Below are 24,417 nucleotides of genomic sequence, written 5' to 3'. Positions count from 1 at the left end.
TTTCTCAGTTTATTTTTGCCTTACGGAACCATTGGTCATTCAGTGAAAGACTTACATTTATTTTAAAGTATCCTTCTTCTATTAAATTGGCATCTGTCGTACCTCGTTGTCCTAGTTCGAAACCTAGGTTGAGGTTTGAGAGACTTCGTCCCAGTGGTAGTCCAACTCCAAAAGTTATGCCAAAGTTGTTTATTTCCGTGTCGTTAACAAGCATACCGCTGTTCTCCATCCGCACGCCGGCGCGGTATGTAATGCGTTTCAGATATTTGAAAGACGTATGATCGGGAACCCAAAAACCACCAAAAGCGATGGTACTTGCATTTTGATATTGTAGGTTTTCGAACTGCAAAAACGGGTTGACATAATCACCCAGATCCTGGACACTATATTCACCTCCCAAAAACCACTTTCTATCCTCACCGAAACCGAGGCCCATGGTCAGCGTCGTCGGTATTTTTACCGCGGTCTCCTTGAGTCCGAGCGCGTCTAAGTTTACATCGGAACTTTCTAGCTCCGTACCTAAGACGGGGCTATCTTCATCGGCTACTACCGAACCGATCCGTTGTGTATTGCGTGCCGTCAGGTTCGCTTGGGTATTTATACGAATAGAGGTATGAAGTCTGTATTTATCCTTGAATCGCGGGGTATAGTTCAACGCGTAGTTCAAGTCCATCCCATTGATACGCGATGATCTTTCATCGAAAGTAGCCAATTGCACATCTTCCACCAGCTGCAGACGTTCACTCTCTAAGGTACCAAAATTGAAATTGGCCGTAACCCCTAGTTTCAGATTATCGGTAATACCCCAACCGATAGAGGCATAGACCCTATTAAGTCCTCCTGTGCCCGAAAAGCGGTTGACAATATTGGGGTCATCTCCCACCCCGTCAATAGCGGATTCAAAGTTGTACCCTACCGATGAAAGCGGCATAAGACCTATACCTATACCTAAATTTTCCCGTAGCGTAAAGGCGAGGGCCAAATACTCAAGATTAGTGACGCTACTACTCTCTTCGGCCGTAGCACTTGAAAGGGTAAGCTGGTTATATGAAACACCAGCCGTGTATGTCGTTAACCCAAATGTTTCGCCAAATTGCACCCCTAGGTCGGCATAGGCCGCCGGATTCTGCAGATTGACATGTATACTATCGGTATAGACGCCAATACCACCCATCATTTGGTTTTCGATCGTCGTGGTCGATCTCAATTCGCCAATACCAAAATAGGAATAGGGAGATACCGTACCATCTTGAGCATACGCGCCGAAAAAGGTCAGGCACACTATTGCAAATCCAATTTTTTTGATCATTCAGTGCTTGTTGTATTCCAGTAGGTAATTTAGTCCTCGAAGGAGAAATTTGGAATCCGCAAATATGGTATTTTTTAATCGTTTTGACAAAAATTGGGAGTCGCCGCCTGTTAAAATAACTGTTAAATGTGCAAAACGCGATTTATATTGGTCGATTACCCCGTCAATTTCGGCGCAGACACCGTTGACAACGCCGCTATGCATGCTGGTTTCGGTTGAATTTCCAATGAGATCCATAGGTATTTCCTTTCGCAATAGTGGCAATTTCGCAGTTTGATCGTGCATGGCGCGATAGCGCATATGGATTCCAGGTGAAATGGCCCCGCCAAGATATTCGCCGTAGTCATTCACCATATCATATGTGATACAGGTACCCGCATCCACCACTAAGATATTGCCATTGGGATTTCGATAAAAAGCCGCAGCGGCCAAGGCAATACGGTCCACACCCAAAGATTGTGGGGTAGCATACGAATTTTTAAATGGAGTACGTGTGGTATGATTCAAGACATACACTTTACAAAAAATGGAAAGGGCGGCCAATTGCTTTGTATCGAACTCACCCACCGAAGAAACCATGGCCCTACGAATATTGGGGTATTGATCAAAGATTTCCTTCACCTCATCGATAAGTCCCTTTTTCTCCAAAACTGTATCAAACAACAGCTTTTGACCGTGAAACACGGCAAGCTTGGTGGCTGTATTTCCAACGTCGACAATCAGGTTCATGTATCAAAGATCATAATTTCAGAAAAAACAATTTCCTTTTTTACGGTTTTTGTTTGTATATCCTAAATTTGAAATTATATTTGCACCCCGTTTTGGGCGAATATGTTTCGCTTCTAGAAATGGTATGGTGCCTTAGCTCAGTTGGTAGAGCAATGGACTGAAAATCCATGTGTCCCTGGTTCGATTCCTGGAGGCACCACCTTAAACCCCTGTAGTTTCAATAACTACGGGGGTTTCTATTTTTGGTTGACAATCCGGTTGACATATTTAAATACCTCATTCTCACTTTGCTGCTTGTGATAAGGCTATTTGTGAGAATATGAAATATAGGGTTTCCGCTTTTTTCTTTGCTGAACCGTATGGATGGAGCACTGTCATTGAGAATATTTCGTGTACCATGTCATCAATTTCGTCTTCCTCTTCGATATTGAAAAGACCCCTAGTAAAAGCATTTATGTTCTCCCAGTAATTGTCCAAGTTTATACTTGCTTTATCCATCTTCTCTTTAAAACTCCGGGATACTATTACTTGTTCCAGGATGTCAATTGCGTTTTCCTTTGAAATAGTGGTTTTCATGTTATTGTTTTTGTGGTTTTAGTTCCAGTTCATCCGTATAAAATCTTACGATTTCAGCCAGCCAATCATTGTAGAGTCTTTTGGCTAGTACGCTTGATTTTTCATCACTTTTCAAGACCCCACGAAGTATATCATAAAAGTTCTCATGGATGTCCGCACCCTTTTTTGTTGGGATATTGTCAACTCCCATTAACTTGAGGGCGGAGCCATACCCGACATATTTCCAATCTGTCTCGAATTCGATTTCATCTCCTCCGGGATGGTAAGCGTTCAGTATTTTTCTCATTCCTCTTTTTAATCGGTGCCAAATGATATGGTCATTTAGAATATCAAGAATGATCTCTTCCTTTAATTTTTTATCGATTGTTTTCATGTTTTGGTTTATAGATTAATAGACTTGGATTAGATTCTCCGCCTTGAAGCAACGGAACGCCATTGAATCAAGGTCATAGTAGGTAACTACTTTGGGATTGGGTGCGCGTAGCCCCTTGATATCCCCTAGGAACTTGGATTGCATGGTTGCCATTGCATAGCGTAGGCTGCCGTCCTTTTTCTCGTACGCTATCTTTACCTTGCGCTTGAGCATTTCCATTTTCAGTTTGTAGATGCTCCAAGCCTTTACTAGTGCGATACGGAATGATTTGCCTGTCGCCTTTGCGATTACCCAGGCTTGTTTGAATAAATGTGATTTGTCCATGATGGTGGTTTTAAAAAAATTAACTCTTTAATGCTATAATTATAATTCAAATGTAGCATTTAAAAGTTACGTATACAAATATATTTAACTATTTAATGTTAAATTATATTTAATTTGTAACTTTGTATAGTTAATTGTTAATCCATATACAGTGTTGAGAATAAAGGAAGTCGCGAAGGAGAAAGGAATTTCGATGGAGGAAATCGCCAACACCTTAGGCATCAATAGGGTGTCGTTGAGTAGAAATATAAATGGCAACCCCACCATTGAGACCTTGGGTAAAATCGCCGAAGTCCTGAGGGTAGATGTAAAAGACTTCTTTGTTTCTTCGAACGAGGACATTCCGATAAAGGGTTTCGTAAAAGTTGGAAACACAATTCACGAAATTGGCTCGACAGAAGATCTTGAAAAGCTGCTTGAGCTTACGAAAGGAGAATAAAAAAGACGGCCTTGAACAAGGGCCGCCTTTCATATAACAACCCTTTCGGGATATTAAGAGTGATTGTAAATATACTATGAATTATCCGTCACGGATGCATCGGGAGCGTTCTTTTTCACAGAGGTTATTCCGTTTTCCATAGCGGAAGTACCTGAATACATTTCACTACTTCCTATAACCTGACCATTTGATGCCTTTAGATTAAAATACGGGCTTCCGTCCTTTGCAGTTTTCCTATCGTATTTCCCGTCATCTTGCGAATTCTTCCTAACGGATTCTATACCGTTGTCACAGGATGATTTTGTTTTGTAGGCTTCACTGCTTAAGATTACTTGGCCGTTACCCGCCTTAAGGTTGAACCTGAACTGGCCGGATTTGTCCTTTTTGATTTCGAATTTTCCCATTGGTTTTTGTTTTTAAGTTTAATTGATAACTGGATCTTCCTAAAATTATTATTTAAAAAGAACATTTTCAATCAAATAGGAAATTTAACATCGTTAATTCAAGGCTTGAACCGCCGCCATTCCCCTCTTGAATAAAAGTAATAGTATCCGCTATGTGTGAAATTATGATACTTGTCTACCAATCCATGCAATATCTTTTCCAATACTTCTGGCTTTCTTCTATAGTTGGTGAGAAGCCCATTATCACAGAACACTGCTTTACCCTTGACTACGGAAAGATAACTTCTGCCCGCGTTCTTCACCATAAAATCCCCTTCGAAATGGACTGCTTGCCTGATCCACAGGGCGACAAGTTCGCGATGTACATTATATGGTTCGGACATATTCCAAATATTAGGTATATTTCCATATTTTGAAAGAACACGATCTGTTTTAACACAAAAATTTTTATCTTGATCCTAAACCAATGAACATGTGTTATTCGACCCAACAGGGAAAGCCCCTTTCGGAACTGGAGAAAGCCTTGAACGCCGTTGCTAAGTTACCCGAATACCTTGATGATGACGACCTTCAGCAATACCATATCAACGGTTTTGCAAGGCAGTCATTGAAGGGCGGGACAAAGGAATCCATTCACCCTATAATGGCCATACAGCCCCAGGAGAACCCCAAATTCCTTGCGCCATTGATGTGGGGGTTCATTCCAAGCTGGGAGCTGGGAGAGAATGCGGAACGGTATTATGCCGATACAAGAGGGGTGGGTTCCGGTCTGAACGCCACAAGTGAAAAGATATTTACTTCACGTATGTTCATGGATAGTGCCGAGAATAGAAGATGTATCGTTCCGGTAACTGGATTTTATGAACCCTATCGCGTTACCCATGTCAAGAAACCGTTTTCGATACCTTTCTTCTTTGAAAGACGGGATAAGGAAATAACGAAACTTGCAGGTATCTATAGTTTTACAAAAGATGGGCACGCCACGTTCGCGATTATCACCAAACCGGCGACACCACTTTTTGAGAAAATCCACCATACCAAGAAAAGAAGGCCGGTAATATTACATGATGATCAGGTCGAGGGATGGTTGGATAGTAGCTCATCACGAAGCGACCTTGAAAATTTGATCGATAATGACATGCCTGACGAGCTTATTTATGCCCAACCCATAAGCAGGGATCTTTACAGACCTAATGAGGATTCCAACAGACCGGATATAACCACTCCAGTTCATCATCTCGAAATAGCTATCGATTACGAGAACAAACCACAACAGGATCTATTCGGCTAATCCTTTAAACTACTGACCAAATGACTTTGGAAGATTATTTATCGCTATCTAAGGAAGAGCAGTGGGACGTGCTCTGGGATAATGGAACACACTTAAATAACTATTGCAGCATAGATAGCAAGTTTACTTTATACGCACTGCACAAATTCTTTGTCGAGATAGAGTTATGTGTTGAAACAGACAAAATACTAGGACTGCATCCATTCATTCATGGCTTTAGAATGGATAAGTATGCGGGGACAATTAGCATTTAACTTTTTTAATCAAACCCCTGTCCTTTTCCGTCCCCACCAGTGGGTACGGCGCACAACAACTAATTGGGGTGGCAGGTACAAAAAGTCTATCAAAGGGAGTAAAAACGTGATCTGGTTTAGCTCAATTCCTTTCTCAGTTCATACGCAAATGTCATATATGATTCTAGAAATTCCGACCTCAGCCCCATCATTTCTTCAGCTAATTCGTTAAATTCTTGGGTCAATCTGTCATCCTCTGAATCATTAAGACCTATGTGTTGAGCGACAACGTTCATTCTTTCACATATTTCAACATAAACCCTAACTTTATCAACAAGATCATCGAATTTCAAATCTTTTAGATTTCTTCTGAATAAATGTGAAAACCTGTATGAATAGGATTCGATTATAGTCCTGACTTTTCCGCACTGAGCGGTTATTTGGTTCATTTCTTTTGCCTTCCCTTGAAGTAACTCAACAATTTGTAATCGAGTCGCTTTGCTTTTTCCAATGCTTTTCATGAGTAGAGCATAATTAAATAGTACATTATGAAAATCATGCACGGCAGAAACCTGCTTTACAATTAGCTCATAAGCATCTATTTTCTTCAACCTCAAATTAAGCTCTAAGCTGCTATCTTCATTCCTTTTACCCAGTAACCAAGTAATAGTACCCAATAAGATGAGACTAAAAAAGGCGATTAATGGATTCAGAACCCCGCCTATAAAATCCCCAAAGCTTCCCCAGTCCGCAATATTATTAGAAACCTCTTGGTCTTTGAAAAAGTATATGAATACCGAAACAATAACAATGATTTCAACACACATCAACAGCAAATACCATAACAAACCTCTTGTAATTTTATTCCAGTTCTGTTTCATATTTGATAAATATATCAAAAATAAACTCCCTACAGAATTACCCTAAACTAGAACTTTCAATCGCATTCCTTCTCAATGCCTGGGCAGTTGTCACATGGCCTTCAACCACGAATGCCTGAACCGGTTGATCGTTCTGCTCCAATAAACTTTGGTTCAATTGATTTTGGGGATTGCTCTCAACGACATTGAATGCCGGAGGGGCACTAGGTGTAGGCCCGATGGATCCGCCACCGCCACCGCCCGGCACTTTTACCTGTTGTATCTTCTTGACGTTCTGAAGTCCGGCAGCTACTGCCGCCGCCGATGAAGCGATCCCTAATGCGATTCCTAGCGGCCCTCCCGTTTCAAGTCCCGCCTTATATGCCAAGGTCGCCGAAACAAAGGTATTGATCAGCGTAGAGGCCACGGCCAATGCCTTACCTACCTCGGTCTGTTTGCCGGCAATACTGGATAGGTTCTCGAATATCGCGCCCACTTGTTGCAGGGCCAGTATCTTTGCCTCTTTCTCCCCTTCGGCTATGGTCTTTCTAATTTCGCTCTGCTCCCTTTCAAGGTTGGTCCTAGCGGTCTCGGCAAGAAAAATAGCATCGAATTCGGCGCTAAGTGTCTGGTCAAGGCTATCGAAGCCGGCCAATCCCGTTAATGGAAGGATTGCTGCGGTCTCTTGATCCGGCCCCCTGGAGCCTTCACCTTGCCTAGCAAGCTCCATAGCGGCCAGTTTGTCCTGTTGGCCTATGATCGCAAGGGTCAGTTCCTCTATCTCCTTTTTACGGGTCTCTATGGACTCCGCACTTCCGAATAGGGAGTCGAAGACACTGCCCCGGATCTCGCCTACCTTGCCCTCAAGCCCTATATCTATACCAAGGTTGGACAACAATGAGTCCATACCCCGCGCGATGAACGTAAAGAACTGGTTCCCCGCTTCCGTTACCGCATAAAATATGGTTTTAGCGTTCTTCTCGGCCTCAAGTTGGCCCTCCAATTGTTGTTTCTGGTACTCAAGCTCGACTTTCGTAGTATCGAGCACCTGTTGGATGCGTTCTTTCTTTAATTCGATAATCTCTTTCTCCGTCTTCCCTTGCAAACGAAGGACATTTTCACCAGCCTCATAGGACTTTAATTGGAAGCGGGCCTCGTCCGTTATTTGCGCCTGTAGCTCGATCTGGTCGTTAAGTTCCGAATTGATCCCGGTGACCGCTCCCTTTATATCGTCCCAATAGGCCACTATAAGCCCCAATGAAACAACTAGGGCACCTATTCCGGTAGCGGCGATTGCCGCCTGTACACCTTTAAGGTTGATCGAGAAAAGTTTACTTGCCTCGGCGGCGTCACGTATCCTAGAGGCGGCCCCACCTGTGAGCGCGTCCAACGTGGCTATGGCCCCGCTGTTCTCCCCGACTTTCTTGAGTCCCCCGTCCGCTTTCTGCGCGGAATCCTCTACTTTGTCGATATTCGATTTGGTCTTTCGGAGATCCTTGTTCAGTTCATCAAGTTCCCCGTCCTGAACGTTTATCGTTATTGTCTTGGTAACCATTGGCTCTTGTCGATTTTAGGGAACAATGAGTTAAGTTCCCTGTTGTTCAATCCTGTTCTTCTTTTCATTTCCTCGATCAGTTCCAATTGCTCCGATATTATGTGGAAGCTTTGGGTCATTATCTCAATAGGGCCGAGATCGAGATTCGTCATGCTCAACTCATTAAGCTTTGTAAACTCCGTAATAATCTCATCGATAGAGAAATCAACATAGTCCTTAACCTGAATTTGTTTTTTCTTGACACGAGGCATAAGATTTTTTTTAAATCCCCCTCACCATAACAGCAAGGGGGATGGTTAATAATAAAAAAATGAAGAAATCAGAAAAATTTTGAATTATTTCTACACCACAGTTGAGACTTCAGTTCGTCAATGCTCAAGGCGATGTTCAGAAGGATGGTTTCCTCCTCTTCCCGCATCGTTTCCGGGTCTATCTTTCGCAGTCTCGAACGTTGTGTCCTAAGCTCCTCATGCAGTTGGGAATCACTGTACTTATTGTAATTCTTTATTCGGTATTCCTTGTATCTTAAGTTCATTTCTTTGCGTAACGACGAGCGTCGATATAGACTTGGTTTTTGCTCATCTCCCATCTTAGCCCGGGGTGGTAGCTCACTATATCCACTGCCCTACACATTGTACTGTACTCCGCGTGGTTCTCTTTAAGCTCCAAGGCCGCAGCAAGGAGTTTCTGCAAGGCGTTGTATTCATCTTCTTTTGCGGGATCTAGGATTAGGTCGAAATCCTTTTTCATGGATTCAAGGTTATAGGTAATGCCATCTTTTGCGATAGTAGGGGCATACTTCATCATCCTTTTGGTCAGGTCGTTAATCGTAGATTTGATCTTACCCAATTCCAATAGGTTCGCATCTACCTTTGATCTAAGGAAACGCTCTCTATTCGTGTGAGGCGGTTCGTTGCTTCCGTAGTTCTCGAAGAACTTATCGATATTATACTTTACAGGGTCTTCGATTAACAGCAAATAATCATCAATCCCTTCTTTTCCCTGTATCGCTTCGGTTTTTGTAACCAAAGTCTCGTGAGCCTCTCTAAGGGCGCTCTCCCTTTTCGATAATGGGTCGTACGCGTCGTCCCTGTATCCAATAATTCTATCTTCCATTACTTCTTCTTTTTAAATAGTTCCGAATCCCTTAGGATCTTCATAAAGGGATTACCGTGTTTCGCTTCGTATTTTGCGTTCGCTACCCTTGCCTTTCCTAGAGCTATTTCCAGGAAATCGGGACGTTGTTTAATCTTCATATCTTTTTTTGAGATTTAATTCCTTAAGACCGAGAAGCCATTCATTCCGGCAGTTCCACTTTATTGAGCATATAATTGATAGACCCGGAGTAGGTTATACCTAAGGTCTTCGATACACGCTTTATTTTTTCGATATTGTCCACTGTGAGATAGACGTGCCTCTGTAATTTGGTTTCGGATTCCATGTTTCCTGCTTTTACATATAACACATAAGTTGTGTTTTTGTCTATTTTTCAAACTTTTTTACACATATAAGACGCAAATAATGGTTTATTGGCTAATAATACTTCGTATCTTTTTGATTATCATTATTTTACAACATTACTCGGAAATGCTTTTTTCGCTAACGAACGGCGTATATGCCAAAGTTCGGCCGAAGAATGAACCACATCCTCATCATTAGCGCATCGGAATAGTCCGGGGAACGGCCTAAATATTCTTTTATTCTTTCCTTGCTAAGTATCGTAATCTTCGAAGTGTCGATTTCCTTGGGCAGCCTTACCCACTCCAGCTCTTGGGATAACGATTTCTCCACTTCCGGAGAACACCTGACATGTATGAGTCCATCGTTTATCATTTCGGCCAGTTTGAAATAACACTGGGTCTTTAGGTTGGCGAAATTCTCCTCCTTGCCTTTTATCCTAACAGCTTTTGAACCGTTAACGAAGCCTTTGCATTTTAGATAATCTTTGACACCCGCGCCCACACCGTCCTCATCCACGATTACATCTTTGACATCGACATCGTGCAGCCTTTGTATGGATCTGATGGCTTCCACACATTGATCAATCGAGGATGACTGTAGGGACTTAACATAGATAACCGTGAAACCACTCCAGACCATTATGACTGTACTGTCCTTTCCGAACCTTGCGATGTCCGCGGTAATATATCTCCTCTCGAATTTAAGCTCTCTTTCCTCGAACATTTTCTTGATGGCCGTATAGCTAATAAGTTGACCCTCATCTTCGCTGGCCTCGGCCTCGTATAGAGCCTTGAATGTTTTTTCAGGAAGGTCTCTCTTAGCCTGTTGCACTTCCTTCTCTGAAATAATGCCCTCTTTTATGGCCTCCCAACAAGTTATCCTGAAGTACTCATAAGTGTCATCGGAACTGGCCTTTTCTTTTAGCAGATGTACCCAATTGCTTTGTCCTCCGAAGTTGCCTATAAGTTTACAGGATGCCTCGGTTGCAGTTAAGGTCGTTCGAAGTGCGTGCCACGTAGCCTCTTTTGCCCTAGGAGCTTCGTCAAACACAGCAGCAAACACATCCTCCCCATAAAGGTTATCGGGTTTTTCGGCCGACTTGAAATATATCCTTGCTCCATTGGGGCAATATATGACCAAGTGGGTCTCATTGAACCTGTATATACCGGAAGGTGAAAGATACTTCCTGAATCTATCGAAAGCTATCTTGGCCTGGTTGTATATTGGAGCACACCACCAATAGTTGCGACCATCATGATCGATACCTTTCTCGTGGGCCTTCATGAATAGCCATACAATGTGGCTATAGGTCTTGCCTGACTTGGTACTTGCCTCTGTTATAGTAAACCGCGCCTTTGAAAAGATAATCTCCTTCTGATAGGATGTCAACTTTGGAGGTCTTATTTCCATTTGCTCATATCTATCACAGGGCTTTCAACTGTTCCGGTCATTTCTACGGCTTTCATCGATGGTAGGACATACTTCGTCAATAATGAGATGAACTGCAATCTTTGGTTCGGATCCAGTTTATCATAGTCCTCTTGCATTTGTACCAAGTTGTCCGAAATGAACTTCTCGAAATGCTCGCGTATCCTTTCGGTCTTTTTGTTCTTAGACCCTTTAGGTCTGCCCGCACCGGGTCTTTTTCCTCCTTGCATATCTTTGATAATTAATTGATTAATAATGATATTTTTTTGGGGTTCGATACTTTATGGCACCACATATGTGATTTTATATTATTGATTTTCAATGTTTTACAATTTTAGTTGACAGGTTGGTTGGTATAAAGCATGATTTTTATTCAATTTTTCGATGGAAATGGGGGCGCCCAGTGGTATTTCTATGTCCTCGAACCTTGTCATTCTTGTCACTGTCTTGTCATTTGAATTTGTACCAATTGACACGAACCTATGTCCCATGTTTGTTGACCTCCCAAAGTATCTTGTCAGTAGTGTCATTATAAAAGGGTAAATATTAGTTTAATATAGAGAGGGGTATAGGCGTATGGTTTTACAAAAACAAGTGACATGATGACAAGGTGACAAGATATGCTCCTCAGCCCCCGCATCCGTTGAGTTCGTATCGTGTCATTACATATTGTCAATAGTGTCATGATTGGCTCTCGTTAGTCTTATCTATCATCAAATAGCATCTTTTGCTGTTCTTTGTATTACTGTCGTACACTTTCACCTGTCTGTACCCAAGGGATTTCATAATGCTCCCCAATTTGTAGATACTGATGGTTTCCCTTGTCCTTGTTTCGAGCTTGTTCTTTATCTCAGTAGAAGTGAGTTTAATAGCCCTTCCACCTTCCATTTCTACTGGTTCGAAGTATTGCTGCACCATCTCCTTAACCACGTCGGGCTGCTCGTTTCTCGAAGTACATTTATTTAGGTAATCGATTTCATTTCGTCCCAACATCCACCCGTCGCCGATTTCTTGATAGGTATGGTATAGTTCCATGAAGAGTTCTACCTTATCAATCTTGGAGTACTTCTCCAGGTCTATGCTTTTCACGTTGATAGGGATAAGCCTTCGGTTTCCGGTCGGGTCATTGAGTATTTGTTCCTCATTACTAGTTCCACATAGTACAGCGTGGCGCTTGAGGGTCTCATGTGCTTTGCCATAAGGCTTCCTGACCGTAAAGGAATCCTTTGAGGAAAGATCTTTGAGCTTTGCGGCCTCTTTTTTGGACTTCCCGGAAAACTCGTCATCTAGAACGATCAGTTTCTTGGCCATCAATATCTCATCATCCTTCCCGCTGTCCAATTTACTTTCCGCATAGTAGGGTCTCAGTTCTATGGGAAGCAACTCCCGGAAGAACCGACTCTTACCGCTTGCCTGTGGCCCGGTGAGGACAAGTACAAGTAAAGAGTATGTCCCGTGCATAGATGCAATAATGCTTAGCAGCCATCTTTCCATGAACACCTCCAAGAAATCAGCATTTGATTCGTCCTCGGACAAGCTGTCCAATGAAAGATCGGGTTTCTCGTATTCGATACAATCCAGCAGTTCTTTTACCCGCCCCACAGGTTTCATCTCTTGGTACTTTTCGAAGAAATCCAGGAACGGATTATACGTTTTAGTGAAGTCGCTGTTGATGTAGTCCCATATTTTGTTTTTGCTTATATTATAGTTAATCTCGCGCATGGCTTTGGTGTAGATGGTGTTGATATCCCTATCGATAATCGCGTCACCATCTAATTCGATTTCCCGAGTAATTGAATTATGTCGTAAGCCGAATCTTTTGAGAAACTGTTCTAGCTTGTCGATTTTATCATTCTTGGTTATCTCAATTACTTTGCTCATCGCTTTTGAGTGTACATCCATTTTCTTCACTGCCTCCATCTAAACAAATTCTTTTGCGTTGAACGTTATTCTCTTGTAGGCCGAATCCGTTAGCTTTTTAAGCTCATATTGATCGAGATCCGGCTCTTCGTATGTCCTGATAACCGCCCATGCAGAATCAAGGGATACACCGTATTCACAAAAGGCAGCAGCAAGCTTGTACAGACTATTGTTCCTTGCGGATGGATCCCAGTGGTTGTTTTTCCACCATTTGAAAAGTCCTTTGATTCTTGCGCCCTCGGTGGCACTACCAATGGATTTAAGGTTCCTGACTTTTGGACGTGAGACCGGAGCGATAAACCTTTTTGTAAAGACCTCTGCGTTTTCGTTCAGGTAAAGTTTAGGGTCATGGCTGAGGAAACACAACCTGGAGATATCCTTCGTGGAGGTATCGGGCCTGAAGTCACCATAATGAAGAAGTGCGGCATTGTAATATTCCTTATAACGTTCGTCGCCTATTACCAAAGGAATGCGTACGAGCATTTTTAGACCATTTCCCGAAGGGGATATAAATATGCAAAGACAATACTTGCTCCTGGCCAGTTTTTCCTTTACGATACCCGCATTCCTCAGGCCATCGAAATCAAGACAAATCAACCCTGATGGTTGTGTACAAAAGGCTTTAGCCCTTTTTGAAAAAGTTCCGGCAAAGGTGACGGCCGGCAATTGCATTTTCAATGAAGTGCGCCTCTTTTTTTCGCTAGTAGCGCGAATTCCACTTATAAGCTTTACATATTTATTTGATCTGATTTCATTCAATACGAGTTCTAGTTCCCTTTTCTCCCCTAAGGTATCGCTAACCCTATTAAATTGTGATATTACCGTGTTTTTTAGTAAATTTGTCTCCATACCGTTTATGTAAAAAAGTTAAGCCCAGAGTCTTTGGTGGACTATTCTGGGCTTTTTTTCTTTAAGCTACCGAACGTTTATATTTTAAGGATTTTGCATCCTTACAAACCCGTTCAAACTCTTCTGCGGTTATCAAATACTTTCTTCCGAATCTTTGAGCTTTGATTCTACCGTCCTTAATTGCGGCGAGCACTGTCTGAGTGCTAAGGGGCGTATTTTCTGAGATTTCTTGAGGGGAATATCTTTTTATGGGATTACTCAGCAATAGTTGCTCAATTCTCTGTAGACGACTGGAATTTGATTTTTGAGCCTCCAGCAGCTCCTCTAATGGTAGATACATATGCCTTGTTTTTATAGTTATACAAGGCTAATTTATATATGTGGATATGTAATTATCTGTTACAAGTTACGGTAACAGTAGAAACTGATTATTTAACTCTTTTTGGTATAAAATGGAAGTCGTTTCGCATTCCTTCATACCATTCATACTCTCTATGACGTTTAAAATACCCACGATGATAATTTATGTGGAAGTGATTGTTAATTGCGTCAGCAGCTTCTTGAAGTGTGCGATGTTTTCTAATTAAGCCGTTGTCAAGTAATGTATCGTAAAATGCAGTCATCAAGGTCAACCTAGATTCGCTTCCGACATTCCATGTGTGTTTGTTTCCAACTTTACTGGCTATACTGTATTCATTTAGTTGCGCCATAACCTTTTCGTAATCCGAAACCTCGTAGAAAGAGTCACGGAATGATATTTTAAATTCGGCCTTAACTTTCCTTTGTTGCTCTAGATAGCCCTTGTAAATAGCTAATTGTTTGCCCTCTACAATTGAATAGTAATTGGCACTAAGGCCGGAAAGAAAATCTAGTTCCGCGCTGATAAAATCAGTTGCTGTTAATTCAAAACCTTCTTTTGTGTTGCCTGTTATCACATTTTCAGGATTTTCCATAACTCCATTTGAGATAACGACCGACTCACCATGAAGCACCTGAGTTTCGTCACTATTGTTGAGCAACCAAATCTTGAGGTTGTTCTCGAAAATTTCATTAACGTTCGTCCCATTCGGTTTCACCCTGGCAAACTTATCCTTCGCGAACAAGTGCTTGAGTTTAACTTCAATCTCCGCCGTGTCGTCCTTCTTCCTTTTGGCCGGTCTTTTCAATTGACTTTTCTTAATGGTTGAACAATATTATCGAACACATCTGCCACAGCCTCTTTCTTTGCCTCTTGGTCCACCTGATAATAGGTGTTTAATGTTTTCAGATCCTTATGGCCTGAAATTGAAGCAATAAGCTTATCGGAGACTTTCTGTCTCTTCATCATCGTTATAAAGGTTCTTCGTGCGGTATGAGTACTAATTCTTTCGAATAGCGGCATCTTTTCACGAACGACTGTTTTACCTTTGACGATTACTCTTTCAGACTCCTGTGTATATCCCGCAGCTTCGAAAACCTCTTTAATATACTTGTTCTGTTTTTGGTTCGCTATCAGGGGAAGATCATAGTCGTATTTCCGTAATATCATCTCGGAAACATTGTTCAGAGGAATTTCCCTTGGTTTCTTGTTCACGCCTTTCTCCTCCTTCAATAAAATGCTACCGTCTATTACATTGTGGCGACCTATGAGTTTGAGTTCCCCAAATCGCATTCCGGTTGTGCATGCAAAAACGAAAACGTCTCGAGCCCGCTCCAACCTCGGAAGTTCGAACTGATGTTCCATAATGTTGGCCAGGTCTTCCGCTTTGAGCGCTACCTTCTCCGTAAATGCCTCTTTCATCTTCTGGAATTTCCTGAAATCGTCCTGATAGGTATACCCGTTATCCAAGGCATAGAACATGAAGGTCTTGAACAGTCCCAAATTCCTCCTAAAGGTATTTGTCGCGTGTTTCTTTACGTTCATCGAGTACTCGGTGAACTCGATGTGAAAACGCTTTGTAATGCTCTTAAAACTTAACTTGTAGCCCGTGTCCCGCTCGAAGTCCTCCAAGATACCTTTGATGTTGTTATATCTCTTAATCGTATTGAGCGACCATTTCTGCTGTTTTTGATTGTCCTCCATAAACTTGTCATAGGCTTTGAAAAACAGGTTCTTACCTGATTTGGCTTTCTTGAATTCCTTATCGAATTCGATACGAACAATTTGAGAAGTGAACTCCTCACCATATATCTTGGATCTAGCTTGAAGCTCGCCGAATTTATCCGTGTAACGATTAAGCTGCCTTCTTATCGAGCTGTATTCCCCTGATTTATTCTTTCCGTGCGCTATTGGTTGACGGTTTTTGAAATCCCATGATTTTGGGTTGATTTTCTCTCCCGTGGAGTAAACGAATTTCTTTTCCTCGAACTTGAAGTATGACGAGAAGAGTATCAATGTTTCCTTATCCGATTTTGGCTTTTTTAAAAAGAATGTGGAATTTATAGTTGACATACGGTTGACAATTTAGTTGACAGAAATCTTATGGTTAAACATGTTTCCTATCTATATTTAAATTTACGAAATACCCGGTTTCTATAGGGTTCAAAGGTATTGGAGTTGTTAGGAGTTATTAACCTGCAAATAGTTCAATAACTGGAGGCACCACACTAGATCCCCGCTTTTGCGGGGATTTTTTGTTTGCCAATGGTTTTCCCGAAGACCTGCTGTGCCACTTACCGCATTTTAATGCCGTTTGCCAATTCGTGAAGAATTGTCCGACAACCGTTCATCCCGATTATTCGAATTTTATCCCTGCACCAGACCGATCAACAAGCATTGCGTTCATTTGGTCTGAATTTTTCCTTTACTCAAACCAAAGGTTAAATCTTTGTCCCCTATTAATCCCTAAAATAACCAGATTATGAAAGTAGCTTTACTATTGAAAGAAATCTATCTTGATGGATTTAAAAACCTCGGAAACTTCGTTGTGAAGAGGTATTTTAAAATTTTTGCATGGTTCAGTTTTATCATGTTCATTGTTGTGCTCTACGCCTTTATTTTTAGAGTCTCGACCGGTTTTGCTTTTGACTAGCTTAACAGTTAAAAAGAATATAAGGTTTCTAAACATGGAAACTTGCATGTTGACACCTTGTTGGCATCATTTACATTTTTGATCGTGCCCATATGTATTTATTGAAAAAGCCGCGCTATATTTAGTCGCGGCTTTTATTATTTTCCGCGATGCAATCCATATAATTACAACGACCCGTATTTCGTTTATGCATATCTCGATACTCAAATCACTGTTCCAAAGGGATCTTCAAAAATTAAAAAGGGAAATCGAAGCCTATCACCATGAACATCATCTGTGGACTACCAACAAAGGTATTCGCAATAGCGGAGGCAACCTATGTCTTCACTTACTAGGAAATTTAAATGCCTTTATAGGAACGGAACTGGGCAACACGGGCTATGTACGGCAACGTGAATTGGAGTTTTCACTACGCGACGTACCTAAAGAGGAACTGTTGATGCAGATCGATGGTACCATGGCCATGATCGAATGTACGCTTGAGGAATTGTCGGAAGAGGACCTCAACAAAGAATATCCGATACCTGTATTCAAAAAAACCATGACCACGGGTTATTTTTTGACACATTTGGCGACTCACCTCACCTACCACTTAGGACAGATCAACTACCATCGCCGATTATTGGACCATTAAATATCGCATTTTGAATTATTTAGACAACAACACTTCTACAACAACACTGCACAGTTACCTAGTCGCCAGAGATTGGATTACTTCAGATGAACGCATCTTAGCTGTCGAAAAACCAGGAGAGGGCAATATGAATGTCGTACTTCGCATTATCTTGGACGAACGATCTTTCATTCTCAAACAGTCACGCCCCTTTGTACAGAAATACCAACAAATTGAAGCACCTGTTGATCGGATTGCCGTGGAGCACCAGTTCTATAACGTATTGCAAAATGAAGCTTTGGCTGCCCACCTTCCAAAAATACTAGGGTACGATGAAGAAGAGCATGTTTTGTTATTACAAGATCTTGGCGATTGCGAAGACATGTCTTACCTCTATTCGGACCGCTCAATAGCCCCGGTCATTCTGGAGCAACTCATGAGCGCCATTGGTCACATACACCGCACCAAAGTCCCCAAAGATTTTCCGCAAAATCTGGAGATGCGAAGGTTGAATCACCAACATATTTTCGTGCTCCCCTTTTTAACGGATAACGGATTTCAACTCAATGATATTCAAGAAGGATTGCAAGAGCTCTCCATGGGGTACAAACAGGACGAACACCTCAAATCGATTATTGGTGAAATCGGAGAAAAGTACCTCTCGTCAGGTGATACCCTGTTGCATGGCGATTACTATCCCGGTAGTTGGATGACCGCTGAAGACCACCTATACATCATCGATCCTGAATTCGGCTTTTCAGGCTTCGCCGAATTTGATTTAGGCGTTATGACAGCACACTGTATCATGGCCACGGCAGATGAACGCTACATCGACCTCATTTTTGAGTCGTACGAAGGCAAGGCCGAAAAGACCTTGATCGCCAAAGTCGCAGGAATCGAAATTATGCGACGCATCATTGGTCTGGCCCAACTACCTTTGGAACGAACTCTTGATGAAAAACAGTATCTTTTGACACTCGCCCGAAAAATGGTGCTGTCATGAAAAAAATGCAACTCGTTGTCTTAAGTTTCCTAGCCTTCTTCTTGAGCTGTAAAGAGGCCGATACCAACATCGAAATCAATAGTCCGACAAAAACCACCTACACGTCCGAAACCTTCGACTTGTCGAAAGACCAGCGCTATGACAAAGTACTGGGTGCTCTTGTTGGCTCTGCAATCGGTGATGCCATGGGTGCCTCTACCGAAATGTGGCATCGCAATGATATTCAATTGAAGTATCAATACATCACAGGGCTAACACCTGCCGTACGCGAGCAATCACCGGAAGGCACATGGGAACACAATCTTTTGCCCGGTGCCACTACAGACGATACCCGGTGGAAATATGCTATGGTGAAATACTTCTCGGCCCATGGCGACGCCTTGAATCCTGAACTTTTCGCGAAATTTATTTCCAGCTATTATGGCGAATTGGCTGCAGGCCTATCAGATTCTAGAATACGGACGAATCCTGATTTGTTGGACGATCAAAATGAAAAAATCGATTGGATAAAAGAATGGGCTCGCGTCACTTTAGCGTATCAAGAAAGTGCGGAAGCCTACCAGAGGGCGCAAAATAGATTTTATGGCGGTGAAATGTCATGTGCAGGACAATTATACACCCCCATGTTCGGATTGGTAGCACCGAATCCTGAAGAAGCGTACACCATGGCTTACGATCACACCTTATTCGATTTGGGTTATGCCAAGGATATTTCGGCACTGGTTGCCGCGATGACACAAATGGCAATGCGTACCCAAAATATGGATTCCATTATCAATACCGCGACCTTTATCGATCCTTATGGTTATCAGGACAGCAGGTTGGTGGGTAGAATTTCACATGCCACGGCCGATGCTTCGGTAAAAAATGTACTTCGCATCAAAAATTTGGTTCTCATTGATTCTTTAGTAGCTAAAGACACCTTGGTTTTTAGACGTCCGGAAGAGTTTCCCGGAACCCAAAAAGAATGGGTGCGTCAAGAGATGGTGTACCAATTACTTGAAAAAGATAAAAAAGGTATTGCTTTTCATGCCGGCGAGATTTGGCAAATTTTGATTACCGGACTCCAGTTCGGGGAAGGTGATTTTGATAAAACCATGCAATTCATTGTCAACTACGGGCGTGATAATGATACCGTTGCGGCGGTCGCGGGAATGATTCTCGGAGCCAAAGAAGGGTATTCGAACTTACCCAAAGCCCTAAGGGAAGAGGTGGTGCTGGTCAGTAGAGAACAGATCGGTATCGATTTGGAAGCCTTGGCCAAAGAATTGGTCGGGCCTTGACTACCAAATACGGTTAACTGGGCTTATCGCAAAATCGCCAAGCTTCATCGATACATTCGAGGTATTCTCTACGTGAAGTGTATCGTAATTTTCTCTCGGAAAGAGCTGTGCGGTCATCACATATTGGCCTTTATTTAGAAATACTTCTATAGATGAGGCATCCAACAGGATGCGCACTTCAAACTCACCATTCGGCAAATCAGGTACGGGCATTTTTTGAATTCCCTTACCAAAATCTTCCTGAAAATCGACTTCTCCAGAGGTACTTCTATCTAAAGAAAATAGGTTTTCGTCTGTATCGAACGTCAACAGAAGTGTTTCTTTCAGGTCATTTTGAAAACCAAATGAGAGATCACCTTTGGTCGTTTTGAATTTTACCTCCGCTTGATTGAGTTGATCAAACTTGAAATCCTTTCCTTTTTCTGCCTCGATTATGATGTCCGATGGTGCCACTGCGTCGATAATCGTATCTAAATCGGCAATGGGATAGTTGAACAGATCATACCCCTGACCTACTTTTCTCAACGTTAGTTTTCTCGGCACCGTCATGGCACTACGCCAAGTCTCCGTAGGAGTATCACGAGCATAGGTCCAGTTGCTCATCCAACCGATAAAAATCCGGTCTTGTCCGGGATCATTCGTATAGGTTTCGCCATAAAACCCTTTAGGAAGCACATTGTAGGTTACCCCCGCGTAATTGTCAGTTCCCCAGTCGATCCACTTGACCTCGGTCTGTTCGGTGGTAAATTGGCTACCATCAAAATCGCCGATGAAATATTGCGTCCCACTGCCTCCGTTTGGCGCTCCGGGGTTGATACTGATGAGCAACACCCATTTTTCTTCTTCGCTACCCGCGACTTTCAAAGGAAAGAGATCCGGACACTCCCATACGCCACCGTGTGCGCCTTTGTCTTTTCCGAATTCACTGCGTTTCGACCAATTCTTTAGATCCTCCGATGCCCAGAGTTGCAAATGATCACCGGCGACCAAGCTCATCATCCATTGGTCGTTTTCAGCATCCCAAAAAACCTTCGGATCTCGAAAATCCTTGATTCCAGGATTCCCAATCACCGGATTCTCTTCGTATTTTGTCCAAGTAGCGCCGTTATCCAAACTGTATGCGATGCCCTGGGTTTGAAAATCAGTTCTCCCCGCTTTCTCCCCTTCCATCAAATGGTAGGTGAAAATGGCAACCAATGGCGGATTGTCTGTTGTGCCGAACCCGGAAGTATTGTTAAAATCGACCACGGCACTCCCGGAAAATATCAATCCGTGTTTGTCCGGAAAAAGAGCGATCGGCTTGTGTTGCCAATGCACTAAATCTTCACTGGTAGCATGTCCCCAATGCATAGGACCCCAAACGATATCATCTGGGTAATATTGATAAAACAGGTGATAGACGCCTTTATGATACACCATACCATTCGGATCGTTCATCCATTTCTCCTCCGGCGTAAAGTGAAATTGAGGACGGTAAGTTTCCGTATAATAGTCCGACATACTTTTCTCAGTTGTACTAATTTCCGTCTTCTTATTTTCTTTGCACGATGCAAGAACTAGCAGCAACAGAAGGGCTCGTAGTATTTTTGAAATGTTCATCATTTTTAAGGTATCGCGTATCCTTCTCTTTAAGAAGACCTGTCTAAAATAGTATCTTTGCACCTATCATTACAGAAATAAGATGAGATTTTTTTTCGCAATATGTGTTACGTTCACTTTTGTGCTTTCGGCAGCTGGACAAAAAAAGCTGGAGCGAACTTTAAAACAACTGAACTCAGGCAGCGTACCTTATATTTACGTAAATGAACTACAGGAAAAATCAGATAAGGTGTTTTTAGATACCCGTAAACGAGAAGAATACGAGATCAGCCATCTTAAAAACGCCATTTGGGTGGGGTACAAAGATTTTCAAGAAGACACTATTATAGCTAAGATTTCGGATAAGAACGCGCCCATAGTCGTGTATTGCTCTATAGGGGTAAGATCCGAAGACATTGGTGAAAAGCTTCAAAAAGCAGGTTTTACCAATGTCGAAAATCTGTATGGCGGAATCTTTGAATGGAAAAACCAAGGAAAGCCAGTCTATCGAAATAATTCGGAAACCGACAGTGTACACACCTTCAATAAACAATGGGGAAAACTCTTAAATAACGGCATCAAAGTATACGATACCAAAAAGATACATTAAATCCGTTTTTTCCCTAAGTCAAATTATCCCGTAAAATGAGCAGCATCCCCCAAAACGATAAGAAGAAAGAGCAGGTGGTCGTAGATCGCGACGACAAAGACTCAAAAAATCTACTCTTGATCTTTACGAGAAATCCGGAATTAGGCAAATGCAAAACCCGTTTGGCCGCCACTATCGGTAATCAAAAAGCATTGGATATCTACAATTTTCTATTGCAGCATACGGTAGTGGTAACAAAAGACGTAAAAGCGGCAAAACAAGTTTGGTACTCAGAAGAGATTTGGGAAAAGGATATTTGGGATGCCGGCATTTTCACCAAAAAGTTACAGCAGGGTGCCGATTTGGGTGCGCGAATGGCGCTGGCCTTCCAAGAAGGTTTCGCAAATGGTTTTGAGCGTATTATCATCATTGGAAGCGATATGTACGACCTTACTACCACGGACATCGACCAGGCCTTCAAGGCCCTGTCCACGGAAGATACGGTTATTGGTCCGGCCCAAGATGGAGGATATTATTTACTGGGCATGACCACGTTTACAAAGGGGGTCTTTCAAGAGAAAGCTTGGGGTACGGACACTGTGCTCAAAGATACCCTTACCGACCTCCACGATAAAAAAATTCACTTATTGGAAACCAGAAATGATATCGATCTTTATGAGGATATCAAAGACATCAAAGCATTTCAACCTTATTTAGATACGATATGAGATTGACAGAAAAACAACTGCAAGAATCAACCGCCTACCTGACCGACAAAGGATTTGACAAGCCTGAAATCGGTATTGTCCTCGGTACAGGATTAGGAAAATTGGCCGATGAAATTCAAAATCCTATCGTCGCTCACTACAATCACATTCCATTTTTTCCATTGGCGACTGTCGAGTTCCATTCCGGAAAGCTCATCTATGGTGATTTCGAAGGAAAGAAAGTGGTCGTTATGCAGGGTAGATTCCATTTGTACGAGGGCTATGACCTCATGGATGTCACCTACCCCATTCGGGTCATGCACCAACTGGGCATCAAAAAATTATTTATCTCAAATGCCGCCGGTGCCATCAATCTCGATTATAAAAAAGGAGATATGATGCTCATCGAAGATCATATCAATCTGCAAGGAAGCTCACCCTTAGCCTTTAAAAATGTGGCACAATTCGGTGATCGGTTTGTTGATATGCTGGAGCCTTATGATGGCGAAATGCGGTCAAAACTTCTAGAAATTGCCAGCAGAGAGCACATTACATTGCGAAAAGGGGTGTATGCCTCTGTAGTCGGACCCCAGTTGGAAACAAGGGCCGAGTACCGCATGTTGAAGATAATCGGTGCCGATGCTGTCGGAATGAGTACGGTACCAGAAGTAATTGTCGCCAATCATTTACGACTACCCATTGTAGCCGTTTCGGTTTTGACGGACGAATGCGATCCAGACAACCTACAACCGGTTGACATTCAAGAAATTATAGAGATTGCCGAAAATACTGAACCGAAAATGGTCAAATTATTCAGGGAATTGATCAAAGAAATATAACTAATATGCCGATGTAGGAAGCGATGTCATGTTCAAGCAACATATATCACTACTTATACGAATTACATTAAAATTATGAGTTATCTAGAAGCAACGAACGATTTATACAAAGAAGCCGCATTGACCCCCGATGTTGGATTATGCTGCACCACCAATCCAATCTGGCAATTTCCCGGGCTATCCATTCCCAAGATCATGCAAGAGATGAACTATGGCTGCGGTAGTACGGTATCGGCCCAAGACCTCATCAACAACCCTAAAGTTTTGTATGTAGGGGTTGGAGGAGGAATGGAGCTGTTACAATTCTCGTACTTCTCACGACAGAAAGGAGGCGTTATCGGCGTTGATGTCGTAGACGAAATGCTCGAAGCTTCCCGTGAAAATTTCAAAATTGCCGAAGTCGAAAACGATTGGTTCAAAAGTGAGTTTGTACACTTGGTAAAAGGCGATGCGCTGAACCTTCCGGTAGAAAGCGAAAGCATTGATGTAGCGGCCCAAAACTGTCTTTTCAACATTTTCAAAATGGAAGATCTTAAAAAGGCAGTAGCAGAAATGTACAGGGTGTTAAAACCCCATGGACGACTGGTGATGAGCGATCCCACCTGTGAACAACCGATGAACGAGACCTTGCGCAATGATGACCGCCTACGCGCACTCTGCCTAAGTGGTAGTATTCCCATAAAAGACTACGTTAAGGTGCTGACCGATGCCGGTTTTGGCACTATAGAAATCAGGGCTAGAAAATCATATCGTGTGTTATCGCCAAATCACTACCCAACGGACGAACTTGTGTTTATCGAATCAATAGAAATCGCTGCCATTAAAGATCCGATGCCCGAAGACGGGCCTTGTATGTTCACTGGTAAGACCGCTATTTACTATGGTGATGAGGACTATTTTGATGATAAGAAAGGGCATGTGCTCATGCAAAACCAACCGCTTGCCGTCTGTGACAAAACTGCAGCAGCTTTAGCTGAAGCCAGCAATGAGATACATATTAGCGAAAGCACATGGCATTATAATGGCGGTGGTTGCTGCTAAGC

At 42.4% G+C, this 24,417-nt stretch carries 32 protein-coding genes and 1 tRNA gene; 11 read left to right on the top strand and 22 right to left on the bottom strand.

Annotated features, from left to right (window positions below):
• Positions 1-4: 4 nt before the first annotated feature.
• Both ACKWCA_RS08660 and ACKWCA_RS08655 read right to left on the bottom strand, forming a co-directional pair.
• On the bottom strand, positions 5-1,309 hold the full coding sequence (locus ACKWCA_RS08660; protein ID WP_413977781.1) for a hypothetical protein: 1,305 nt from the start codon (positions 1,307-1,309) through the stop codon (positions 5-7).
• Positions 1,310-2,038 carry a type III pantothenate kinase gene (locus ACKWCA_RS08655; protein ID WP_413977780.1) on the bottom strand — a complete coding sequence of 243 codons (729 nt, stop codon included), beginning with the start codon at positions 2,036-2,038 and terminating at the stop codon, positions 1,310-1,312.
• 126 nt (positions 2,039-2,164) lie between these two features.
• On the opposite strand from ACKWCA_RS08655, the gene ACKWCA_RS08650 reads away from it, so the two are divergent.
• Positions 2,165-2,237, top strand: a tRNA-Phe gene (locus ACKWCA_RS08650).
• An 83-nt stretch (positions 2,238-2,320) separates the two neighbouring features.
• On the opposite strand, the gene ACKWCA_RS08645 is transcribed toward ACKWCA_RS08650, so the two are convergent.
• Genes ACKWCA_RS08645 through ACKWCA_RS08635 form a run of 3 tightly spaced genes read right to left on the bottom strand, consistent with a single transcriptional unit; the run spans position 2,321 to position 3,311 of the window.
• Positions 2,321-2,614, bottom strand: coding sequence for a hypothetical protein (locus tag ACKWCA_RS08645; RefSeq protein WP_413977779.1), 294 nt, complete (start codon positions 2,612-2,614; stop codon positions 2,321-2,323).
• Position 2,615: 1 nt separating this feature from the next.
• The gene (locus ACKWCA_RS08640; RefSeq protein ID WP_413977778.1) at positions 2,616-2,987 is read right to left on the bottom strand and encodes a hypothetical protein; all 372 of its coding nucleotides are present in this window, start codon (positions 2,985-2,987) and stop codon (positions 2,616-2,618) included.
• Between the two features lie 15 nt (positions 2,988-3,002).
• Positions 3,003-3,311 (bottom strand): SH3 beta-barrel fold-containing protein, encoded by a 309-nt coding sequence (locus tag ACKWCA_RS08635; protein WP_413977777.1) that lies wholly within the window; start codon positions 3,309-3,311, stop codon positions 3,003-3,005.
• A 151-nt stretch (positions 3,312-3,462) separates the two neighbouring features.
• On the opposite strand from ACKWCA_RS08635, the gene ACKWCA_RS08630 reads away from it, so the two are divergent.
• Positions 3,463-3,750 (top strand): helix-turn-helix domain-containing protein, encoded by a 288-nt coding sequence (locus tag ACKWCA_RS08630; RefSeq protein ID WP_413977776.1) that lies wholly within the window; start codon positions 3,463-3,465, stop codon positions 3,748-3,750.
• A gap of 74 nt (positions 3,751-3,824) precedes the next feature.
• Here the strand turns inward: ACKWCA_RS08630 and ACKWCA_RS08625 are convergent, their stop codons facing one another.
• Together ACKWCA_RS08625 and ACKWCA_RS08620 are read right to left on the bottom strand one after the other, a co-directional pair.
• Positions 3,825-4,154 carry a YegP family protein gene (locus ACKWCA_RS08625; protein ID WP_413977775.1) on the bottom strand — a complete coding sequence of 110 codons (330 nt, stop codon included), beginning with the start codon at positions 4,152-4,154 and terminating at the stop codon, positions 3,825-3,827.
• Positions 4,155-4,252: 98 nt separating this feature from the next.
• Positions 4,253-4,537 (bottom strand): hypothetical protein, encoded by a 285-nt coding sequence (locus tag ACKWCA_RS08620; RefSeq protein WP_413977774.1) that lies wholly within the window; start codon positions 4,535-4,537, stop codon positions 4,253-4,255.
• 89 nt (positions 4,538-4,626) lie between these two features.
• Here ACKWCA_RS08620 and ACKWCA_RS08615 point away from each other — a divergent pair, with 89 nt between their 5' ends.
• Positions 4,627-5,445 (top strand): SOS response-associated peptidase, encoded by an 819-nt coding sequence (locus ACKWCA_RS08615; protein ID WP_413977773.1) that lies wholly within the window; start codon positions 4,627-4,629, stop codon positions 5,443-5,445.
• 370 nt (positions 5,446-5,815) lie between these two features.
• Here ACKWCA_RS08615 and ACKWCA_RS08610 read toward each other — a convergent pair whose 3' ends face one another.
• The 14 genes from ACKWCA_RS08610 to ACKWCA_RS08545 form a co-directional block, all read right to left on the bottom strand.
• The gene (locus ACKWCA_RS08610; protein ID WP_413977772.1) at positions 5,816-6,559 is read right to left on the bottom strand and encodes a hypothetical protein; all 744 of its coding nucleotides are present in this window, start codon (positions 6,557-6,559) and stop codon (positions 5,816-5,818) included.
• Between the two features lie 37 nt (positions 6,560-6,596).
• Positions 6,597-8,093 (bottom strand): hypothetical protein, encoded by a 1,497-nt coding sequence (locus ACKWCA_RS08605; protein ID WP_413977771.1) that lies wholly within the window; start codon positions 8,091-8,093, stop codon positions 6,597-6,599.
• Positions 8,075-8,344 (bottom strand): hypothetical protein, encoded by a 270-nt coding sequence (locus ACKWCA_RS08600; RefSeq protein WP_413977770.1) that lies wholly within the window; start codon positions 8,342-8,344, stop codon positions 8,075-8,077. The genes ACKWCA_RS08605 and ACKWCA_RS08600 overlap by 19 nt, the downstream gene beginning before the upstream one ends.
• A gap of 68 nt (positions 8,345-8,412) precedes the next feature.
• On the bottom strand, positions 8,413-8,628 hold the full coding sequence (locus tag ACKWCA_RS08595; RefSeq protein WP_413977769.1) for a hypothetical protein: 216 nt from the start codon (positions 8,626-8,628) through the stop codon (positions 8,413-8,415).
• Positions 8,625-9,209 (bottom strand): hypothetical protein, encoded by a 585-nt coding sequence (locus ACKWCA_RS08590; RefSeq protein WP_413977768.1) that lies wholly within the window; start codon positions 9,207-9,209, stop codon positions 8,625-8,627. The genes ACKWCA_RS08595 and ACKWCA_RS08590 overlap by 4 nt, the downstream gene beginning before the upstream one ends.
• The gene (locus ACKWCA_RS08585; protein WP_413977767.1) at positions 9,209-9,349 is read right to left on the bottom strand and encodes a hypothetical protein; all 141 of its coding nucleotides are present in this window, start codon (positions 9,347-9,349) and stop codon (positions 9,209-9,211) included. The genes ACKWCA_RS08590 and ACKWCA_RS08585 overlap by 1 nt, the downstream gene beginning before the upstream one ends.
• 41 nt (positions 9,350-9,390) lie before the next feature.
• The gene (locus tag ACKWCA_RS08580; RefSeq protein WP_413977766.1) at positions 9,391-9,534 is read right to left on the bottom strand and encodes a hypothetical protein; all 144 of its coding nucleotides are present in this window, start codon (positions 9,532-9,534) and stop codon (positions 9,391-9,393) included.
• Between the two features lie 158 nt (positions 9,535-9,692).
• The gene (locus ACKWCA_RS08575) at positions 9,693-10,943 is read right to left on the bottom strand and encodes a terminase large subunit domain-containing protein (RefSeq protein WP_413977765.1); all 1,251 of its coding nucleotides are present in this window, start codon (positions 10,941-10,943) and stop codon (positions 9,693-9,695) included.
• An 11-nt stretch (positions 10,944-10,954) separates the two neighbouring features.
• Entirely contained in the window at positions 10,955-11,212 is a 258-nt protein-coding gene (locus ACKWCA_RS08570; protein ID WP_413977764.1) for a hypothetical protein, read from the bottom strand.
• Between the two features lie 451 nt (positions 11,213-11,663).
• Positions 11,664-12,902, bottom strand: coding sequence for a VapE domain-containing protein (locus ACKWCA_RS08565; protein ID WP_413977763.1), 1,239 nt, complete (start codon positions 12,900-12,902; stop codon positions 11,664-11,666).
• The gene (locus ACKWCA_RS08560) at positions 12,903-13,751 is read right to left on the bottom strand and encodes a BT4734/BF3469 family protein (RefSeq protein ID WP_413977762.1); all 849 of its coding nucleotides are present in this window, start codon (positions 13,749-13,751) and stop codon (positions 12,903-12,905) included.
• 61 nt (positions 13,752-13,812) lie between these two features.
• Positions 13,813-14,091: a helix-turn-helix domain-containing protein gene (locus tag ACKWCA_RS08555; protein WP_413977761.1), complete on the bottom strand. Its 279-nt coding sequence runs from the start codon at positions 14,089-14,091 to the stop codon at positions 13,813-13,815.
• An 88-nt stretch (positions 14,092-14,179) separates the two neighbouring features.
• Positions 14,180-14,917 carry a hypothetical protein gene (locus ACKWCA_RS08550; protein ID WP_413977760.1) on the bottom strand — a complete coding sequence of 246 codons (738 nt, stop codon included), beginning with the start codon at positions 14,915-14,917 and terminating at the stop codon, positions 14,180-14,182.
• On the bottom strand, positions 14,914-16,182 hold the full coding sequence (locus ACKWCA_RS08545) for a tyrosine-type recombinase/integrase (protein WP_413977759.1): 1,269 nt from the start codon (positions 16,180-16,182) through the stop codon (positions 14,914-14,916). Before ACKWCA_RS08545 ends, ACKWCA_RS08550 begins: the two co-directional genes overlap by 4 nt.
• 409 nt (positions 16,183-16,591) lie before the next feature.
• Here ACKWCA_RS08545 and ACKWCA_RS08540 point away from each other — a divergent pair, with 409 nt between their 5' ends.
• From ACKWCA_RS08540 to ACKWCA_RS08525, 4 genes are all read left to right on the top strand, one after another.
• Positions 16,592-16,762, top strand: a complete 171-nt coding sequence (locus ACKWCA_RS08540) for a DUF6747 family protein (RefSeq protein ID WP_413977758.1) — start codon at positions 16,592-16,594, stop codon at positions 16,760-16,762.
• Positions 16,763-16,949: 187 nt separating this feature from the next.
• A complete protein-coding gene (locus ACKWCA_RS08535; RefSeq protein WP_413977757.1) occupies positions 16,950-17,396 on the top strand; it encodes a DinB family protein in 447 nt (148 codons plus the stop codon).
• A 10-nt stretch (positions 17,397-17,406) separates the two neighbouring features.
• Positions 17,407-18,378, top strand: coding sequence for a phosphotransferase (locus ACKWCA_RS08530; RefSeq protein ID WP_413977756.1), 972 nt, complete (start codon positions 17,407-17,409; stop codon positions 18,376-18,378).
• Entirely contained in the window at positions 18,375-19,661 is a 1,287-nt protein-coding gene (locus ACKWCA_RS08525; RefSeq protein WP_413977755.1) for an ADP-ribosylglycohydrolase family protein, read from the top strand. Before ACKWCA_RS08530 ends, ACKWCA_RS08525 begins: the two co-directional genes overlap by 4 nt.
• Here the strand turns inward: ACKWCA_RS08525 and ACKWCA_RS08520 are convergent, their stop codons facing one another.
• Positions 19,662-21,161: a glycoside hydrolase family 32 protein gene (locus tag ACKWCA_RS08520; protein WP_413977754.1), complete on the bottom strand. Its 1,500-nt coding sequence runs from the start codon at positions 21,159-21,161 to the stop codon at positions 19,662-19,664. It lies immediately after the preceding gene.
• Between the two features lie 181 nt (positions 21,162-21,342).
• Between ACKWCA_RS08520 and ACKWCA_RS08515 the strand changes: the two genes are divergently transcribed.
• The 4 genes from ACKWCA_RS08515 to arsM all read left to right on the top strand — a co-directional run bounded on the left by ACKWCA_RS08515 (position 21,343) and on the right by arsM (position 24,415).
• Positions 21,343-21,849 carry a rhodanese-like domain-containing protein gene (locus ACKWCA_RS08515; RefSeq protein ID WP_413977753.1) on the top strand — a complete coding sequence of 169 codons (507 nt, stop codon included), beginning with the start codon at positions 21,343-21,345 and terminating at the stop codon, positions 21,847-21,849.
• Positions 21,850-21,884: 35 nt separating this feature from the next.
• On the top strand, positions 21,885-22,556 hold the full coding sequence (locus ACKWCA_RS08510; RefSeq protein WP_413977752.1) for a TIGR04282 family arsenosugar biosynthesis glycosyltransferase: 672 nt from the start codon (positions 21,885-21,887) through the stop codon (positions 22,554-22,556).
• On the top strand, positions 22,553-23,374 hold the full coding sequence (locus ACKWCA_RS08505) for a purine-nucleoside phosphorylase (protein ID WP_413977751.1): 822 nt from the start codon (positions 22,553-22,555) through the stop codon (positions 23,372-23,374). The genes ACKWCA_RS08510 and ACKWCA_RS08505 overlap by 4 nt, the downstream gene beginning before the upstream one ends.
• Positions 23,375-23,449: 75 nt before the next feature.
• The gene (gene arsM, locus ACKWCA_RS08500) at positions 23,450-24,415 is read left to right on the top strand and encodes an arsenosugar biosynthesis arsenite methyltransferase ArsM (RefSeq protein WP_413977750.1); all 966 of its coding nucleotides are present in this window, start codon (positions 23,450-23,452) and stop codon (positions 24,413-24,415) included.
• The last annotated feature ends 2 nt before the right edge of the window (positions 24,416-24,417 follow it).

Origin of the sequence: Maribacter corallii (assembly GCF_047345415.1) — a bacterium.
Lineage (GTDB): Bacteria > Bacteroidota > Bacteroidia > Flavobacteriales > Flavobacteriaceae > Maribacter_C.
Note: the sequence above shows the minus strand (reverse complement) of the source record. Positions and strands in the feature narration are given on the sequence as shown.

Excerpts from the sequence above, each read along its gene's own strand:
- ACKWCA_RS08565 (WP_413977763.1), bottom strand. The coding sequence starts at position 12,902 with ATGGAGGCAGTGAAGAAAATGGATGTACACTCAAAAGCGATGAGCAAA.
- ACKWCA_RS08595 (WP_413977769.1), bottom strand. The coding sequence starts at position 8,628 with ATGAACTTAAGATACAAGGAATACCGAATAAAGAATTACAATAAGTAC.
- ACKWCA_RS08505 (WP_413977751.1), top strand. The coding sequence starts at position 22,553 with ATGAGATTGACAGAAAAACAACTGCAAGAATCAACCGCCTACCTGACC.
- ACKWCA_RS08600 (WP_413977770.1), bottom strand. The coding sequence starts at position 8,344 with ATGCCTCGTGTCAAGAAAAAACAAATTCAGGTTAAGGACTATGTTGAT.
- ACKWCA_RS08570 (WP_413977764.1), bottom strand. The coding sequence starts at position 11,212 with ATGCAAGGAGGAAAAAGACCCGGTGCGGGCAGACCTAAAGGGTCTAAG.
- ACKWCA_RS08625 (WP_413977775.1), bottom strand. The coding sequence starts at position 4,154 with ATGGGAAAATTCGAAATCAAAAAGGACAAATCCGGCCAGTTCAGGTTC.
- ACKWCA_RS08635 (WP_413977777.1), bottom strand. The coding sequence starts at position 3,311 with ATGGACAAATCACATTTATTCAAACAAGCCTGGGTAATCGCAAAGGCG.
- arsM (WP_413977750.1), top strand. The coding sequence starts at position 23,450 with ATGAGTTATCTAGAAGCAACGAACGATTTATACAAAGAAGCCGCATTG.
- ACKWCA_RS08540 (WP_413977758.1), top strand. The coding sequence starts at position 16,592 with ATGAAAGTAGCTTTACTATTGAAAGAAATCTATCTTGATGGATTTAAA.
- ACKWCA_RS08610 (WP_413977772.1), bottom strand. The coding sequence starts at position 6,559 with ATGAAACAGAACTGGAATAAAATTACAAGAGGTTTGTTATGGTATTTG.
- ACKWCA_RS08660 (WP_413977781.1), bottom strand. The coding sequence starts at position 1,309 with ATGATCAAAAAAATTGGATTTGCAATAGTGTGCCTGACCTTTTTCGGC.
- ACKWCA_RS08590 (WP_413977768.1), bottom strand. The coding sequence starts at position 9,209 with ATGGAAGATAGAATTATTGGATACAGGGACGACGCGTACGACCCATTA.
- ACKWCA_RS08645 (WP_413977779.1), bottom strand. The coding sequence starts at position 2,614 with ATGAAAACCACTATTTCAAAGGAAAACGCAATTGACATCCTGGAACAA.
- ACKWCA_RS08585 (WP_413977767.1), bottom strand. The coding sequence starts at position 9,349 with ATGAAGATTAAACAACGTCCCGATTTCCTGGAAATAGCTCTAGGAAAG.
- ACKWCA_RS08580 (WP_413977766.1), bottom strand. The coding sequence starts at position 9,534 with ATGGAATCCGAAACCAAATTACAGAGGCACGTCTATCTCACAGTGGAC.
- ACKWCA_RS08515 (WP_413977753.1), top strand. The coding sequence starts at position 21,343 with ATGAGATTTTTTTTCGCAATATGTGTTACGTTCACTTTTGTGCTTTCG.
- ACKWCA_RS08620 (WP_413977774.1), bottom strand. The coding sequence starts at position 4,537 with ATGTCCGAACCATATAATGTACATCGCGAACTTGTCGCCCTGTGGATC.
- ACKWCA_RS08605 (WP_413977771.1), bottom strand. The coding sequence starts at position 8,093 with ATGGTTACCAAGACAATAACGATAAACGTTCAGGACGGGGAACTTGAT.
- ACKWCA_RS08640 (WP_413977778.1), bottom strand. The coding sequence starts at position 2,987 with ATGAAAACAATCGATAAAAAATTAAAGGAAGAGATCATTCTTGATATT.
- ACKWCA_RS08520 (WP_413977754.1), bottom strand. The coding sequence starts at position 21,161 with ATGTCGGACTATTATACGGAAACTTACCGTCCTCAATTTCACTTTACG.
- ACKWCA_RS08555 (WP_413977761.1), bottom strand. The coding sequence starts at position 14,091 with ATGTATCTACCATTAGAGGAGCTGCTGGAGGCTCAAAAATCAAATTCC.
- ACKWCA_RS08525 (WP_413977755.1), top strand. The coding sequence starts at position 18,375 with ATGAAAAAAATGCAACTCGTTGTCTTAAGTTTCCTAGCCTTCTTCTTG.
- ACKWCA_RS08545 (WP_413977759.1), bottom strand. The coding sequence starts at position 16,182 with ATGTCAACTATAAATTCCACATTCTTTTTAAAAAAGCCAAAATCGGAT.
- ACKWCA_RS08560 (WP_413977762.1), bottom strand. The coding sequence starts at position 13,751 with ATGGAGACAAATTTACTAAAAAACACGGTAATATCACAATTTAATAGG.
- ACKWCA_RS08510 (WP_413977752.1), top strand. The coding sequence starts at position 21,885 with ATGAGCAGCATCCCCCAAAACGATAAGAAGAAAGAGCAGGTGGTCGTA.
- ACKWCA_RS08655 (WP_413977780.1), bottom strand. The coding sequence starts at position 2,038 with ATGAACCTGATTGTCGACGTTGGAAATACAGCCACCAAGCTTGCCGTG.
- ACKWCA_RS08535 (WP_413977757.1), top strand. The coding sequence starts at position 16,950 with ATGCATATCTCGATACTCAAATCACTGTTCCAAAGGGATCTTCAAAAA.
- ACKWCA_RS08615 (WP_413977773.1), top strand. The coding sequence starts at position 4,627 with ATGTGTTATTCGACCCAACAGGGAAAGCCCCTTTCGGAACTGGAGAAA.